Below are 16,653 nucleotides of genomic sequence, written 5' to 3' on the forward strand. Positions count from 1 at the left end.
GGACGCCCGACCGATGATCAAGCTCCACGCCCGACTCCCCCGCCGCATCGACGCCGAGCCCTTCGTCGCCAGGGTCTCGCGCGGCGACTCGGGCCGCCCGCCGGATCCGAGCCGCGAGGTCCACTTCATCGATGAGGGAGGCCGCGCGAAACCCGGTTACCTCGGCCATCTCCACGCCGAGGGCTCCGAGCCCCCCACGCCCGACGCCTGGGCGATCCCGGGGCCCTTGCAATACCTCGACGACGGCGACATCATCCGGATCAGCCCCCGCTCGGGGGACCTCTGGGTCATGTACCGGCGCAACGCCAACAGCAACGCCATGCTGCTGACCGAGCGCTGCAATAGCTATTGCGTGATGTGCTCGCAGCCCCCCAAGGCGGCCCTCGACGACCACCTCGTCGACGCCTATCTCGAGGCGATCCCCCTGATGTCCCCCGAGACGAGGGAGCTGGGGATCACCGGCGGCGAGCCGACCCTGCTGGGCGACGGCCTGCTCGAGATCCTCCGCTCCTGCCGCGATTGGCTGCCCGACACCTCGGTGCACATGCTCTCGAACGGGCGGCTGTTCAACTACCTCTCGCTCGCGCGCGAGGTCGCCGCGATCGGGCATCCCGACCTGATGATCGGCATCCCGCTCTATTCCGACGTCCCCCACCGGCACGACCTCGTGGTGCAGGCCGAGGGGGCGTTCGACCAGACGATCCGGGGGATCATGAACCTCGGGCGCTGCGGGGTCCCGGTCGAGATCCGGGTCGTCTTGCACCGGCAGACCGTCGACCGCCTGCCGCAGCTCGCCCGGTTCATCGCCCGCAATCTCCCGTTCGTGGATCACGTCGCGCTGATGGGCCTGGAGATGATGGGCTTCGTGAAGATGAATCTGGAGGCCCTCTGGGTCGACCCCGTCGACTACCAGCCCCAACTCGTCGAGGCAGCTTCGCATCTCCAGCGAAACGGGATGCACGTGTCGATATACAACCACCAGCTCTGCGTGCTCGACCGGGTCCTCTGGCCGATCGCCCGCAAGAGCATCTCCGACTGGAAGAACGAGTACCTCGAGGAGTGCGGCCGTTGCGCCTTTCGCGACGACTGCGGCGGCTTCTTCGCCTCGTCGACGCTGCGCCGCTCGGCCCACATCCGTCCTTTCGCCGAAGCCCCGACCCTCATCAACCCTTGAGAGTGACTTCCCCCATGTGGATGAACCTCGCCTTCTCGGCCCTGTACGGCACGCTCGGAGTCCTGCTGAGCGCCTTCGGCTACAAGCTCTTCGACCTGATCGAGACCAAGGTGGATTTCGCCGAGGAGATCCGCAAGGGCAACATGGCCGTGGCGGTCGTCGTCGGGGCCTTCCTCATCGGCATCTGCTACATCATCGGCCGCACCGTCGGCGGCTGAGCCCGCCTGGCGGGATTCGAGCCGAGGCGCCGATCCTCGCCCCGATCGCCCCGAGGCCTGCCGACGAGCATTCTCGACGGGCTTCCGCCCGTGGGCCCGATGCCGCGAAGGCGAGCGGAGTGATGGGCGCCCCGGCCCGGCCAGAGAAGGGCCGGGCCGGGGTGCAGTTTCCCCGACACGGTCGTCAGGGTAAAGATGGAGGCATACCTGGCGAGTCACCTCGAGCGGCAACCCGACAGGTATTCCTAGGACAAGATTTCGGACACGTCAAGGCGATTCAGAATTTGTCATGAATGTTGCAACTCAAACCGTTTCGATCTGATGAATAATTGGCCACCGTCGTCGCGGACCTCGCCATACTTACCGCACTTCCGTCGCTAATCATTCGTGCTGCGACGGAGTCTCAGGATCATCGTCAGGCTTGCGACGCCACTCCCTTCGCGCCGATCCGGAGCGTCCGAATCTTATTGTTACCGTCGCCATGCAGGGACTATCGATTTTGTCGACGCGAGCCTCGGTTCGTCCTCCCGGCCGAATCGATGTAGCCCCGTGAACGAGGGCACCGGCCTCGAGCGTAGCCGGCCTGGGCGGTGATCCGCCTTTGCGGACCCAACCCAACTCGTGCGGAGACCTCACGCCTCCGGGGCTGAGGGTGTTGCAGATGACCGGCTTCCGTACATCCAGATTCCGCATGTCGAACGCCTGAGCATTTCCCGGCGCCGTCGAATAAGTTGACCATCGCCATAGTTAACATATCGACCATCATGGTCTGATCCTCGCCTCGTGCAATAGGGACGGCTTTCACGGTGACTGGAGGAGCCAGTGTGATAACACGGCTAGTGAATGTATACGGGCTCGGAACGATCGTTAGGCGTTAGACGGTCGAGGTTTCGCGGCATCTGGGTGTCGAGGGTTCCTCGAACTCGGGCTTCGAGGACCGGGCCGGGATGGATCACATCCGCGAACTCGTCAAAGCGATCGGGCGTCACTCGCCTCAGGCGACAAGGGTGGCAGCCGTCGGAACATCCGACTCGCAAAGCGACGCGTTGTCGACTGCTCTCTTTCCGGCGGTCACACCCTTCCCGGATCGCCCCGATCGTCACAATCGCGGCCGCCCGATGAGGGAGGCCCGTCCCCATCGAAGTACCGTGGCGCAACGGGAGGTGAGACCCGCCCGAATGATACCTCCGCCCGAACCAATCGCGGAGGAGTTCGTGCATACGGAGGAGATGGGGCAAATGGCCGTTGAAATTGAATCATAAAATTAAAAAATATTAATGTTCGAATTTATTGGGTGCTATTGATGCTGCTCTTTCCGTTTGTGATTCGATCGAGTAATGCAGGAAGTTGCGAAGCGTTTCATGGACCCCTCGGCAGGGGCGAACTGGAGCTTTTCTGAGCGTGCGGCACTATCGCGACGATAAGGGGGGCGGTAGTGTCGTCGAGGTTGCGTTGACGGTTTGAGAGACGCCGGAGTTCGAGGCATGCCGATGATGGATCGCAAGGATTGGCAAGACCTGGTCGAGCAACTACGTGGCCGCGATTTCGAGGCTGATTCTTTCGAGGAACAGGCACCACTTCAGCAGGTCGAGTTCGATGCGGGCATGTCCGATGGCGAGATCGTCGCGGCCGAACGCAGATTCGGTTTCCGATTCCCGCCCGACCTCCGCGATTTCCTCCAGACGGCGCTCCCGAAGGGGCCTGAATTCCCCGACTGGCGGTCGGGAGATGAGGCCGCGCTTCGAGAATGGCTCGACATCCCGCGATCCGGCGTCCTGTTCGACATCGAGCGAAACGGGTTCTGGTTGGACGAGTGGGGCCCGCGTCCCGCCACGATGGCCGAGGCACTTCGACGGGGCGAGGAAATCGTGCTGGCCGCCCCGAAACTGATCCCGATCTTCGCCCACCGCATGATGCCGGAGGAACCGCAGGAATCCGGGAACCCGGTCTTCTCCGTCCACCAGACGGATATCATCCATTACGGCTTCGACCTGGCCGACTACCTCCGCCACGAGTTCGACCTGCCCGGCCGCGAGGAGTGGCCCGACCGAGTGCGGCCGATCCGTTTCTGGGATATCGAGCGGTTCCAGGCCGTGCGCTGGGGGGCTGACGGCATTTACGACCTCGACGACAGCGAAGAGGAACTCCCCTGACGAGGGGCACTTGACCTGTCGCGACACTCGAGGCAGGAAGCGTCAACGATTGGAATTCGTGGCATTGGTTCACGCCGAGGCACGCCTTGCCCTGGGGAGAGTCCAACCCCCGGCCGATCTCAAGTTGACATGGTCCCAAGGAATTGCGACAAACTTTATCCCCCCCAATCAGTCTGAGACGGCACCCAATCTTGGAAGAGATGCACCGACTGGGAGATGGATCTCATGGGTTGGACAGGGATGCGCCGGGCGATTTTCTTCCTGGGATGGTTCGGGGGCGGGGTCTTCGCCGGGCCGGTTCTCCACGCGGACCCTATCACGTCCTGGAACGGCGGCAGCACCTCGGTCGAGTCGCTGGGCCAGACGTCCTCGGAGCAGGGGAGTCACTCCGAGTCAGCCGTCCGAGGCTCGACAACATTTTCCTACGCGAGCGTCTACGACCCGTTCCCCGGGGCCTACAAGGTCGACGCCGGAGGGACGGCCGACGCCCGGGTGAACGGCACGGCCGATAATCTCCTGCAGGTGAACGCGACGTACTCGGTCGGCAACCCCGGGACGTCGCCTTACGACTACCAGAGCCCCGTGCCCGCCCAGTCGATCGCCCAGGCCTCCTGGGACGGCGACCGGATTCACATCGGCCCCGACGCCAACGGGGTGATCCCGGATTCGATCCGACTCGGCGTCGGCATGGACCTGAGCCCGGTCTGGGGTTATACGCGAACCTTGTTTGATTCGCCGAGGGGAGGGACATTGGATGTCCAGATCGGGAATCAGCATATCCAGCTCAACGACCAGAGCACCTGGGGAGACCCGGCGTACCATTCCAGCGACATCTCGGCATGGTTCGTGAAGCAGGGGTTCGCCTCGGCCCAGAATGTGGTCAACTCGTCGAATCCTTGGTCCACGCCGATCTATCACGTCATGGCCTACCTGAACCTGCCGGTCGATGCGAATGGATGGACCTCGGCGTTCGACCTGGGCCTCAAGTCCACCATGGACGGCGGCTTCCCGCAGAGCAATTCCAGCATCGACATGGCCCCCGGGACTTTCTCGCTCTCGCTGGACGACATCACGCTGCCCGATGGCACCAGCGTCGTGGACGCGGGCCACGTCGTCACCTTCGAGTCGGGCCTGGCCTGGGCGACGCCCGTGCCCGAGCCGGGTTCGTTGGCGCTGGCGGCGTCGATGGTCCTCGGGGCGATCGGGCTTCGGAAGAGGCTGTTCCGGGACTGATTAGCGGAATCAAATTCAGGTGTGATTGCTCGTTGGGCCTTCATCCTCCTGGACGGGGTACTGCGAGAGCTCGATGCCCGGGCCAAGCTCGCCGGCGAGGCGGATCAGCGAGGGGGGGGAAGTAGTCGCACTGGACGTAGACATCTCGGCGGGCGATGCCGAAGTCGATGCACATCGACTCGATTCCGGGGTAAGTGCGGAGGCGGAGGAGGTCTTCCTTGTGGGCCCCAGGAAGGCCGTGGCCTCTTCGACCTGGCGAGGGAACTCGTCGAAGCCGGCGTCGCTCAGATCGAGGTTGATCCCGGAGAACTCTCGCACACACAACGTCGGGATGGCTCGCCCCGGCGGAAGGCTGCGCAGGGCTCGAGAGGGCTCCCGGAGCAGAAGCGATCCGGGGCGAAGTCTCTTCCTTGGGCTCGCAGAACCGCGGACATAATTCTCTCCGGGGATGGGGCAGGGGGCTCGGTGATCCGCCGTGGGACGGTGATGCGAACCCAAGACTCTCCCAGCGACGTCACCGGCACGCGTCGGTCATTTCTTGTAGACACGGATATAGTCGATATACATATCGGCCCGGCCGTCGTAGCGGGAGAGGTCGACGGGCCAGCCGCCGCCGGTGGCGAGGTCGACCATGAAGAAGAGCGGACGCTCCCGGCAGATCGGGAGCGTGTCGTGGCGCCCGACCTCGACGTCGTCGCAATAGTAGATGGTCACGTCTTCGAGGACCTTGCAGCCGTAGGTGTGGGGCGACTCGAACCAGGTCGAAGGCACGCCGAATTTCCGCATCCGGATGGGGTTGTTCATCCCCTTATAAGCCCGATCCTCGATCGCCTTGCCGGCGTCCCCCTGGTTCCAGCAATGGGGGGAGATCATGTAGCGATCGTCGGCGTTGGGCGAGCCGGGGCCGTCGCCGCCGTAGGCCTCGATGATGTCGAGCTCGTCGCAGGGAGTCTTGTCCCCCTTGAGCTTGTAGTCGCTCATGTAATCGGTCATCACCCAGAACCCGGGCCAGGCGCCGACGGCGTTCGGGCCGAGGAAGCGGGCCTCGAAGTAGCACGGCACGGAGACCTTCAGGCCGCTGGCGTCGTTCTTCATCGACGAGATCAGGCCCGCCGATCGCAGTCTATCGCTCGCGCGGATCCGGAGGTACGAATCGACCTGGAAAAACGGGTTTCCCGGGGCCTCGCGCCCGGTGAAGGCGTGGGCGCTGAAGTCCTGGGCGCCGTTCGGCGGCTTGTGGTCGTAGTACGTGGCCCTGGGGTCGGTGCTGGAGATCGAGAGCGGCCCCTGGAAGTCATCGGAGAAGGCCAGCGTCATCCCCCGCGCCGCGGGCGGCGGCCCCTCGGGGATGCCCTCGTTCCAGGAGATCCCGCCCTTGTTGTAGAGCTGGAGGTAGCAGGTGTCGTTGAGCGAGCCGCTCCGCCCGGAGATCCGCACGGCGATCGGCCCGTGCGGGTATCGGTCGGCGGGGAAGGTGAATGAGCCGGCGCCCTTGTCGTCCAGCTCGACGGCGGCGACCACGGAATCGGCGCCGAATTTCCCCCCCGGCTTCCACGACCGGGCCGTCAGCTCCTTGAAGCCCGGGGCCGAGACGGCAATGCGGACATTCCCCCGGACGTCGTCCCCATAGGCCGGTGAGCCGACGGCGATCCGGCTACCGAGCGTCTCATGTTCATTCGACTCGGAGTCCACGACCAGCGAGTCGATCGCGATCTCGCCCTTCGCGGCGAGGTTCTTCCCGCCCTCGGTCGGCTGGCCGATGTTGAAAATGACCTCGGTGATCGGGTAGTCGATCTTGCCGTTCTTGTCGCCGTCCCAGGTCTCGTGGCCGGCGTCGAGGTCGAAGGCGACTTCCTTCCACCCCTTGAAGTCGATGCGGCCCCCTTGCCCGGTGTTCGTCCCGTACTGGTGCGTCTCCCCTTTCGCGTCCAGGAGTCGGACGCCGTACGTGCAGCCGGAGCCGTCCCCGAGCAGCGCGAACCGGAGCTTGTGGACGGGCGCGAGGATGTTGACCTTATTGGTCAACCCCAGGTACTCGAACGGCCCCTCGGCGTTGAAGCGATAGCGGAGCCCGACGCATTGCTTCCCGCCGAACGGGGCCTCGGCCGAGAGCCTAACCTGCGCATTCTCATTCGGGATGTTGACCACCCAGATCGCAGGCAGCGCCGACGCCTTCTCGAAATCCTGGACCATGACCGGCGTCGTGCCCGCCGCATCCGCGACCTCCGCGTGGGCGAGCAAGGCCGAGAGCACCATCAATTTGAGCATGGGGCGCATCAGGTCGGTCCTCAACGATCCGGGAGGGAATCGGGAATGCCTACTTATCACGATTGTCGAGACGTCGACCTGGACGGGTCAAGCCTCGCCCGGCCGCCGATCGTCCGGATTCGGGCGAGACCCGGAAGAAGGCCCTTGGTCATCAAGCCCTTGGGGCAGAGGAGGGATCGCTTGGGTCGATGGGAAGGCTTATCGGTGGTGTCGCTGGGGTCGTGGCACGTTCTCTTTGCATTTCTACGTGACCCCGAGACCCGTTCGGGCTACTTATGGGCCAGTCACATAGGTTTCCGGGAGCCGCGAGGTTGCCAGGAGAATTGCAATGCGGGCGTCCGGCGATCGGCCGGGGTGGACTGCGGTGGGCCTCTTGTCGCTGCGCAACCCCGATTGTTCCAATCGCGACTACCCTATCGTGTGGCCTTGGCGACTTCGGATTTCATCCGCTTGACACACGATCCGAGGAGTCGTCTTCGGAAGGGAGTGACTCTTTTCGGCCCTATCGAAGGATCTCCACAAAAGCACGATCAATGTCGTCGATCACTGCGGGGCAACTTAATCCTTGCGTGGCCTGAGGAGTTTAAATCGAAGACTTCTTGCATATTGAATTATCAGAAAGTTCGCGATAACCACAAAAAGCTCAACCCCGACCCGATACGTTATTGGTATGTTCTGAGTGGAAAACAGGGCTGCAAAAGCCATGCTTGTCAGGTAGTCGAGAGGCGCATTCCTGTCGACTCTCGAGCGTTCCAGCGCAATCACAGTCACGGTAAGCACTGTCGATGAGATGAAAGCATGCAAAAACGGGGCATGATGTTTGTTGTAAAGCCCCAGGAGGACGCCTAAGACCAATGGTACGACGAAGATGACTGCTATCGTTTTTGCTCGCGTCGCCAACATGATTCTTGTTTATTTACCATGGATTTTGATTGGTCAGAACCGCCGCTCGCGGATCATTCAGAAAGTCTACATGAATCCGAGAGGTTACGCCATCGCTTGGTGGCTTGGGACGTTGACTTAACCAGGGTTTTCGGCCGGGCTGGTCGTGTGCAGCAGGGGTGATCGGTCGGCGGTTCGCGGGGCGTCCTCAATGTCACCGCGAAATCGAAGACAGGCGGTGAACCGCTCGGGGTTCGCCGCCTGCCGGGGATTACACGAACTGGGTCGCGTCGTTGGGTGAGGCCCGGTCAGGGTAGACCGGGCCGGGATGGCTAACTCTCTGAGGCTCACTTCTGCCCGGCCTGGGCGAGGGCCTTGGGGCCCTCGGTGAAGGCGGGGTCGAGGTCGTAGCGGTCGAGGTTCATCACCTTGGTCCAGGCGGCGACGAAGTCGTCGGTGAACTTGTCCTGGGCGTCGCTCGAGGCATAGGCCTCGGCGATGGCGCGGAGCTGCGAGTTGGAGCCGAAGACGAGGTCGACCCGCGTCGCGGTCCACTTCACCTTGCCCGACTGGCGGTCGCGGCCCTCGAAGACGTTGTCGTCGTCGGAGGCCTTCTTCCAGTCGGTGCCCATGTCGAGCAGGTTCACGAAGAAGTCGTTGGTCAGCGTGCCGGGACGCTCGGTGAAGACGCCGTGCTTGGAGTCGCCGGCGTTCGCGTCCAGGACCCGCAGGCCGGCGACGAGGACGGCGAGCTCGGGGCCCGAGAGGGTCAGGAGCTGGGCACGATCGATGAGGCGCTCCTCGGGCGGGCGGCCCTTGCCGTCGCCGAGATAGTTGCGGAAGCCGTCCGACATCGGCTCGAGGGCGGCGAACGACTTGACGTCGGTCTGATCCTGCGAGGCGTCGGTGCGGCCCGGGCTGAACGGAACGCGGACCTCGCGGCCCGCCTTCTTCGCGGCCTGCTCGACGCCCACGCCGCCGCCGAGGACGATCAGGTCGGCCAGCGAGACCTTCTTGCCGTCCTTCTGTGCGGCGTTGAAGTCGCCCTGGATCTTCTCATAGGCCTTGAGGACCTTGGCGAGGTCGGCCGGGTCGTTGACCTTCCAGTCTTTCTGCGGCTCGAGCCGGATCCGGCCGCCGTTGGCGCCGCCGCGATAGTCGGAGCCGCGGAAGGTCGACGCCGAGGCCCAGGCGGTCGAGACGAGCTCCGAGACGGACAGGCCGGAGTCGGCGATCCGACGCTTGAGCTGCGCGACGTCCTCGTCGGTGATCTTCGTACCCTTCGCGACGGGGATCGGATCCTGCCAGAGCTGCGCCTCGGGGACGTTGGAGCCGAGCAGGCGCTGGCGTGGTCCCATGTCGCGGTGGGTCAGCTTGTACCAGGCCTTGGCGAAGGCGAGGCGGAACTCCTCGGGGTGTTCGTGGAACCGCTTGGAGATCTTGCCGTACTCGGGGTCCAGCTTCAAGGCGAGGTCGGTCGTGAACATGATCGGGGCGTGCGACTTCTTCGGGTCGTGGGCGTCGGGGACGGAGCCGTCGCCCGCCTTGTCCTTCGGCTTCCACTGATAGGCGCCGGCGGGGCTCTTGGTCAGCTCCCACTCGTAGCCGAAGAGGTTGTCGAAGTAGTCGTTCGACCACTTCGTCGGGGTGGTCGACCACGCGCCTTCGAGGCCGCTGGTGATCGTGTCGTCCCCCTTGCCCTTGCCGAACGAGCTGAGCCAGCCGAGCCCCTGGGCGAGCAGCCCCGCGCCTTCGGGGGCGGGGCCGACGAACTTCTTCGGGTCGGCGGCGCCATGGGCCTTGCCGAACGTATGGCCGCCGGCGATCAGGGCGACGGTCTCCTCATCGGTCATGGCCATCCGGCCGAAGGTCAGGCGGATGCCGTGGGCCGCGGCGACGGGGTCTGGCTTGCCCTTGGGGCCCTCGGGGTTGACGTAGATCAGGCCCATCTGCGTGGCGCCGAGGGGCTTCTCCATGTCCTTGCCGTCGTAGCGTTCGCCGCCGAGCCATTCACGCTCGGGGCCCCAGTTGACGTCGAGCTGCGGCTCCCAGACGTCCTCGCGGCCCCCGGCGAAGCCGAAGGGCTTGAGCCCCATCGACTCCAGGGCGCAATTCCCCGTGAGGATCATGAGGTCGGCCCACGAGAGCTTGCGGCCGTACTTCTGCTTGATCGGCCAGAGGAGCCGGCGGGCCTTGTCGAGGTTCGCGTTGTCGGGCCAGCTATTGAGCGGGGCGAACCGCTGGGTGCCGTCCCCGGCGCCGCCGCGGCCGTCGCCGATCCGGTACGTCCCCGCGCTGTGCCATGCCATCCGGATGAAGAGGGGGCCGTAGTGGCCGTAGTCGGCCGGCCACCAGTCCTGCGAGGTCGTCAGGGCCTTGTGGATGTCCTTCTTGACGGCCTCGATGTCGAGGGTCTTGAACTCCTTGGCGTAGTTGAAGGTCTCGCCGAGCGGGTTGCTCCTCGGGGAGTTCTGGTGGAGGATCTGCAGGTTCAGCTCGTTGGGCCACCAGTCTCGGTTCGACATGGCCTTGGGGGCGGGGGCGTCGTAGGCCGGCGGGGCCTGGACGTCGCCTTTCGGCCCGTGCGCGGGGGCGGAGGCGGGGGCATCGGCCCTGGCGAGGCCGGTGAGGGCCCGGACGGCGCCCGTCACCGGGCACTTGGAGACGGGGGCCGCTTCCTGGCCCTCCGCTTCGGCGGGAGGCGAGTCGTGGGCGATCGCGGGCGCGGTGGCGCAGAGCACCGCGAGGCTCGTGAACGCATGGGCGAGGCGGGTAGTCGTCCTCATAGTCCCTCCCAGATGGCTGTTGAAGTTCGTTCTCTGCTGCCGGGACGGCTCGCCGACGGGTCGGGTCCGGCCGACCTCGCGTCTCTTCCGGGGCGCATCGTCGAAGGGCGACGACGGCCGGCGCGCGGCGACGATCATCCGGACGAGGAACCGGGCCAGACCCCTGGCTCGCTGAATCGTCGGCGACGCGTTGCAGTATCGCAAGAGGCTAATGGCTGGTCCAATGCGTCTCGCGGATCGGTATCATGCCTGGGGTGCATGATCACGGGCCTGGAGATTCGGGATGGAACTGGATCAGTTGCGGCACTTCCTCCGGGTCGCGAGCCGGGGTAACTTCACGAGGGCCGCCGAGGACCTGGAGGTCTCCCAGTCGACGCTCAGCCGTTCGATCCAGAGGCTCGAGGAGGAATTCGGCCTCCCGCTCTTCGAGCGCAAGACCCGATCCGTCGCCCTCACCGACGCCGGTCTCCTGCTCCAGAAGCGGGCCCAGCAGGTCCTCACGATCCTCGACGACACCCGCGCCGAGCTCACCGACGACGGCGAAACCGGCCGGATCCGCGTCGGGGCGATCCCCACGATCGCGCCCTATTTCCTGCCCGAACTCCTCGGCCAGTTCGCCGCAACGCACCCGAAGGCAACGGTCGTCGTGCAGGAGAACACCACCGACGCCCTCCTGAAGGCCTGCGCGCAAGGCGAGGTCGACCTGGCGATCGTCGCCTTGCCGGTTCGCGAGCGTTACCTCGAGGTCGAGCCCCTCTTCGAGGAGGAGCTCCTCCTCGTCCTCCCCCCCGACCATCCTTTAGCCTCCCGTCCGCAGATCCGCCTCGACGACGTGGAGCCATACCCCTTCGTCCTGCTGGACGAAGCCCATTGCCTCTCCGAGAACATCGTCTCCTTCTGCCGCCAGCGCTCGTTTCAGCCGGTGGCCGTCGAGCGCACGAGCCAGCTGGCGATGGTCCAGGAGCTCGTCTCCCTCTCCCACGGCGTCTCGATGATCCCCGCGATGGCCCGCCTCCGCGACCAGAGCGACCGCCGCATCTACCGCTCCCTCACCCGCCCCAGGCCCACGCGCACCATCGCCGTCGCCTGGAACCCCTACCGCTTCCAGAGCCGCCTCCTGCAAGCCTTCCGCGACCACCTGAAACGCGGCAGCATCGGCCGATGACGCCGCAGCCTTGTGCCTCTCGATCCCGTACGTAGGCTCCGAAAGACGAGTTTAAGCATGAAAACGTCTAATTTTATTATATGTTTTTTAATAATCGGGACGCAGCGACAGGAGGTTTGAGGCCGATTGCCCGGCCGGTTCGCGGTCCCCGGCGATCCTTCGCATCAGATCGAGGCTCGTCGCGGGATGGGCACATGTCCGAAAGATGGGAGGCCGAGATAAAGGCCACTTGCCCATGAAATTCCGGGTATGAACGTCAAGTTGGTCTGACCGGCTTATCAATCGGCCTGGCATCGTCGGTCTATCCACCCGTCCCGGACTCATCGCCGATCACGCCGGTCTTGCTTTCTTCCGGTCGGATCGCGGAGTGATCACCCGGTGGAACGGCCGCTTGCTCGCCCTGCGCCGCCGCTGATCCATCGGACTCGACCGAAGGGCTATCACTGCCAAGCATGGCATCCCCGTCCGAAGACTCGACCTGGGGCGCCAGGTCGGAACAAGCCCGGTCCGCTTGCGTGTCGTCGAACATGTGTTCCGCGGAGTATTGAAGGTCGAGCCGGGGTTCATCGAGAGGACCGAGGGCCTGGAGTACGTCGACGAAGTTGATGGTATCGACCACGTAATTCTCGACCTCAACGGCCGTATGCGACTCGGGTTTCGGCCCCGGATCCTTCGCGTGTCCGCTTCGGTGTCCTGGGGTAGGGATCAACCGGCAAAGCGATTCGACTTTCCCCAGGAGGGTGCCCCTCGCAATAACGGGGTCATCGGCATGCTCGGGGTCATCTCCTGGGGATTGCAGGAGCTGGCTGAATGCATTTCCGATGCATTCGCCGAGCTGGCGATAGGCCTCCACCCTCGCCTCGTCGTAAATCTGGTCGAGGTCGGTGTCGTGGGGGAAGTTGGAATTCTCGAGGAAATACTGGATCAGGGCCGTGTTGTCCGCCAGCTCCAGCGTGAGGGTCGGCTTGATGAGGATCAGTATCCCCTGGTTAGGGCCGACAGTGGAGGACTCGGTGTAGTCGACGCGGCCGACCAGGAAATTCTCGTTCGCCAGCCGGGCGCGGAGCGTCTTGGCCAGGGCCTCGGGGTCCTCGCTTCGGAAATGGAAGGGATCGAGCCGAGGGTCGGGATCCGGATGGGGATCGATCTTCGTGAGATTGAGCGTTTCGCGCACTCGGCTCATGGAGATCGAGGTGAACGTGATCCCCTTGAGGGCCGAGGCGCGACGGAATACGGCCACGAGGTCCTCGCATGAATATTTGGGATCATGCGAAACGTCGGACACGATCATCAGCCGACATCGACGCTGGAGCAACAGTTCGATACCCAGGTTGTCATAGTGGGCCCCATCCGAGAGGAAGCAGAAAGGATGGAGTTCCTTCACGATCGATGCTCTGGGCGAAGCCGTGGAATCCTCGTCGCAGGCTGTTGGGTGTTCCGGCGGGGACGCATCCACCTCCGACCCCCTTTGACGCGAGTCGCCTCCTTGTGAGAGGTGCGGACCAGATCCTCCATCGTCAGGCGATACACCCGGTCCAGCTCCCGACCCGGGCTTATCCCGGGTGTACTGAGGATGTCGCATGAGGAACGGCAGGAGCAGTTGGCGGTGCTCCCACAAGATCCGTCCGACCTTCGGCCTGGACGGGTACTTGTTCCGGTGTTCGGGGTCGGGGTTGGGATACCACTGGCCCAGCCTCATGTTGAGCACGAGCATGACGACGCGAGTCATGAGCGACTTGGCCTGCACCGGGCTGATCGCGGCCCCCGAGATCGCGACGGCGTCGGCCAGGTCTCCCCCGCCGAGATAGTGCTCGGTTCGGCAATATCCGGTCGGCTCCGAGCCGCAATAGAGTCGCGAAAAAATGAAGTTGTGCTGATGCTTCTTCCTCTCGTCCGTGGCGTGGAATTGGTTCAGGGTCGCCGCGATGATGTGCAGGGGGAATGCGACCCGACTCCCGTCCTGCTCGTGCAGCGGGATGTCGCGGCGGGGCTCGTTGGGGGACTCCGCGAAGTACGCCTCGTAGAGGCGGTCCCTGTAGAAGGTGTGGATCGACGTGCGGTTGAGGTCCACGACCGACGCCAGGAACGCGAACGTCAGGCCGCAGACCAGCAGGACCAGGAGCCTCACGATCTGGTCGTTCTCGATCAGGTAGGCCCGGGTCAGGAAAGGTGAGCCGGTGCAGAAGGCCAGGCGCGCGACTTGACGCGAGGTCCCACCGACGAGGGTATTCCCGGCCTCCGACCTGGAGCCGGACCATTGACCCCAGAGTGTCGGCACGAGCGTCGCCATGGACGATTCGACCGGAGATTTCTTGGAGGCCGGGTTGGGCGGGGCCGTTCCCGAGACATTCTCGCGAGCGAGGAAGGCGAAGGCGGAGAGCGGCAGCACGACGACGACCGAGCCGACGACCATCCGGAAAAGCCGGCCACGCGCGGGATCCTTCGGCTGCTCGGCACTCCGCATGAACTGGGCCCGCGAGACGATCGGGACCATCGCGAGCAGCGTCGTGAAGAGGGCCGGCACGGTGAAGATGATCGAGCGGAGGAAGGCGAGCGCGCCGGAAAGGGTCATTCGCGCGCCCGACACGGCACCGGTCACGGGATCGGCGATCGTCTGCACCCCGGGGACGCTCGGCATGAGATACTTGAGGAAGCCGATGTCGGTGTCGCCGTTGGTGAGCGTGAGGATGAATCCGAGGCCGGTGAGTATCCAGCAGAGCCCCCAGAGCTTCGAAATGACGTCGCCGGGGTGGCGCCCGCAGGCCTGGCCGATCTCCTTGTTCTGGATCAGGTGCCGGTAGGAGACCAGGCCGAGGTAACAGGTGCCGCATAAGACGGCCGGCAGCATCGCGCGAAGGAGGTCGGTGATGATCAAACCATTGATCTCGACGACACGCGCGAGGATGAGCCTCTCGGCCAGGACATTCTTCAGATCGAGATCATGGACGGATGGCTCTAGGGGGAGTTGATCTCCGGCTTGAACTTTGAGGTCGGAGAGGGACTTTTCGAAGTTCTCGATGGCCTTCGGGATGCTCTCCTTGACTTCCGCCTTCAGGCTCTCATCCGAGAGGTAGTCGTATTTCTTGCCATCTTGCTCGTCCAGGAGCTTGTCGAGCAGGGGGAGCGCAAATCGATATCGGTCCAGGTCTCCCGAAACGAGATAGAGCAGGATCTCGCCACGCCTGCCGGCCTCGTCGTTGAGCTTTACGAGTCGCGGCGAAACATAGATCTCGGAGCTGACGACCTGGGCCTGTGCAATGACCGTCTTGAGTCGATGGACCTCCTCGTCCCGCCTGTATTCTTCAACCGACTCGTCTTCGTCGGCTATCGGCCTTATGCAAACCTCATTGATGGCATCGAATCCTTCGTCAATCTCGGAATTCCTGGGCCAGTCGAGTAACTGTATCCCGCAGAGCGACAGCCAGAAAATAAAGTATGGCCACGGGATGGTCCCGGCGAATCGCATCAGGAAGTGGCGAGACCTCGGATGCCCAACGGAACGCATCAAGGCCGTCGTGGCCGATTGATTCAGCAGGCGCTCCCAGCGGCTTTTTAGATGCAGTAATATTATCGGAAATAAAACAATCAATAGGATAATTGATACTTTTGCGTTGAGGGACCAGCGACTCGCGCCGTCCTCGATGTAATCGAGATTCAGCCAGTGGAAGAAGAGTAGCACATTGCGGCTCAGGTATCGCATACCGAGGTCGACAGCGGGGTAGTCGATGACCCGGAAGGCGAAGGCTGCGAGCGCCGACAGCGTGATCAGCAGGCTCAGGAGGGTCAGCAGGTTGAGGATCGTGCCGGGTATCCACACGGACACGAACTGGGTCGATCGCTCGAGGTAATTGCCCTGGCTGAAGAAATCGAGGATCCTCTGGTGCTGCTTCCCTCCCTCACCCACGTGGTATGGGAACCAGTTGTCAACCCCGATGGATTCGCGATCGCTTTGGTCGCGCGCATCCGCCGTCGCCTGGAGCGTCGTCGCCTCGACGACCTCGGCCGGTCGGTGCGTCGTCGCCTGGTAAGTCGTCGGTTGGAGTGTCGGCACCTGGAGCGTCGACGCCTCGAAGGCTGAGGTCGGTTGGTGCGTCGTCGGCCGGAGCGCCGCCGCCTCAACCGCCTTCGTCGCGCCCGCGGGCCTGATCGATTCTTTTTCCACCTCGGCCGATTTTATCGCCGCCTGATGGGCGAGGTGCGAGCCTATGTATCCGCCGCCCGAAATCGTTATGAGATAGTCGATGTGCTTAAAGAATTTGTTCTTCTGCAATGCTTGAATCAGGCCCAAATTGAAGGTTGCCGAACGCAACCCACCCCCGGAGAGCGAGAGTCCGATGAGATCCTCGGCAATCTCGTGATCCTTGCCTTTATGGGAATAAGCGAACTCCCGTCGGATCCCGATCGCCTCACGTTCCTCTTTCAGTAGCGTTTGATCATCGGTGATGTGAGGCTCCTGTCCATTATCGGGGTCGGCTTGGTTCGACGGGTTCGGATCGCTCATGGTACTTACCTCCTTAAGGCGTCCAGCGGGGGTGATTCTCGGGGCCTGGCAACTCGAGGTAAGACTCGACTCCGAGGGCTTACAACTCATCGGATTACGTTGAACGATGGACGGGCAGGGCTCGGCCCATACGATTCGCGAGGATCCAGGTCGACACTCGATAAAGTGGCGACCACGATGCCCGGCTAGGTATAAGTCGAAGTCTAGGATTTCTTCGATTCAGAACGACGGCGACGATACGAAGACCGCACCCGATCCGATCGGGGATCGGAT

8 protein-coding genes are annotated in these 16,653 nt (G+C 63.7%); 5 read left to right on the top strand and 3 right to left on the bottom strand.

From position 1 onward, the window contains the following. Positions 1-13 precede the first annotated feature (13 nt). The 4 genes from hxsC (at position 14) to ACOYYX_RS07245 (ending at position 4,778) form a co-directional block, all read left to right on the top strand. Positions 14-1,174 carry a His-Xaa-Ser system radical SAM maturase HxsC gene (gene hxsC, locus ACOYYX_RS07230; RefSeq protein WP_422929257.1) on the top strand — a complete coding sequence of 387 codons (1,161 nt, stop codon included), beginning with the start codon at positions 14-16 and terminating at the stop codon, positions 1,172-1,174. A 14-nt stretch (positions 1,175-1,188) separates the two neighbouring features. Further along, positions 1,189-1,392 (top strand): DUF350 domain-containing protein, encoded by a 204-nt coding sequence (locus ACOYYX_RS07235; RefSeq protein ID WP_422929258.1) that lies wholly within the window; start codon positions 1,189-1,191, stop codon positions 1,390-1,392. A gap of 1,484 nt (positions 1,393-2,876) precedes the next feature. Beyond that, positions 2,877-3,545 carry a hypothetical protein gene (locus ACOYYX_RS07240; RefSeq protein WP_422929259.1) on the top strand — a complete coding sequence of 223 codons (669 nt, stop codon included), beginning with the start codon at positions 2,877-2,879 and terminating at the stop codon, positions 3,543-3,545. 225 nt (positions 3,546-3,770) lie between these two features. Further along, positions 3,771-4,778 carry a hypothetical protein gene (locus ACOYYX_RS07245; RefSeq protein WP_422929260.1) on the top strand — a complete coding sequence of 336 codons (1,008 nt, stop codon included), beginning with the start codon at positions 3,771-3,773 and terminating at the stop codon, positions 4,776-4,778. A 531-nt stretch (positions 4,779-5,309) separates the two neighbouring features. Here the strand turns inward: ACOYYX_RS07245 and ACOYYX_RS07250 are convergent. Both ACOYYX_RS07250 and katG read right to left on the bottom strand, forming a co-directional pair. Then, positions 5,310-7,055, bottom strand: coding sequence for a glycoside hydrolase family 16 protein (locus ACOYYX_RS07250; protein WP_422929261.1), 1,746 nt, complete (start codon positions 7,053-7,055; stop codon positions 5,310-5,312). Positions 7,056-8,275: 1,220 nt separating this feature from the next. Then, the gene (gene katG, locus ACOYYX_RS07255; RefSeq protein WP_422929262.1) at positions 8,276-10,714 is read right to left on the bottom strand and encodes a catalase/peroxidase HPI; all 2,439 of its coding nucleotides are present in this window, start codon (positions 10,712-10,714) and stop codon (positions 8,276-8,278) included. Between the two features lie 283 nt (positions 10,715-10,997). Between katG and ACOYYX_RS07260 the strand changes: the two genes are divergently transcribed. Further along, positions 10,998-11,879, top strand: coding sequence for a LysR family transcriptional regulator (locus ACOYYX_RS07260; protein WP_422929263.1), 882 nt, complete (start codon positions 10,998-11,000; stop codon positions 11,877-11,879). A 301-nt stretch (positions 11,880-12,180) separates the two neighbouring features. Here the strand turns inward: ACOYYX_RS07260 and ACOYYX_RS07265 are convergent, their stop codons facing one another. After that, positions 12,181-16,380 carry a hypothetical protein gene (locus ACOYYX_RS07265; protein WP_422929264.1) on the bottom strand — a complete coding sequence of 1,400 codons (4,200 nt, stop codon included), beginning with the start codon at positions 16,378-16,380 and terminating at the stop codon, positions 12,181-12,183. Between the last annotated feature and the right edge of the window lie 273 nt (positions 16,381-16,653).

It is taken from the genome of Singulisphaera chitinilytica (assembly GCF_049331405.1).
Classification (GTDB): domain Bacteria; phylum Planctomycetota; class Planctomycetia; order Isosphaerales; family Isosphaeraceae; genus PoT.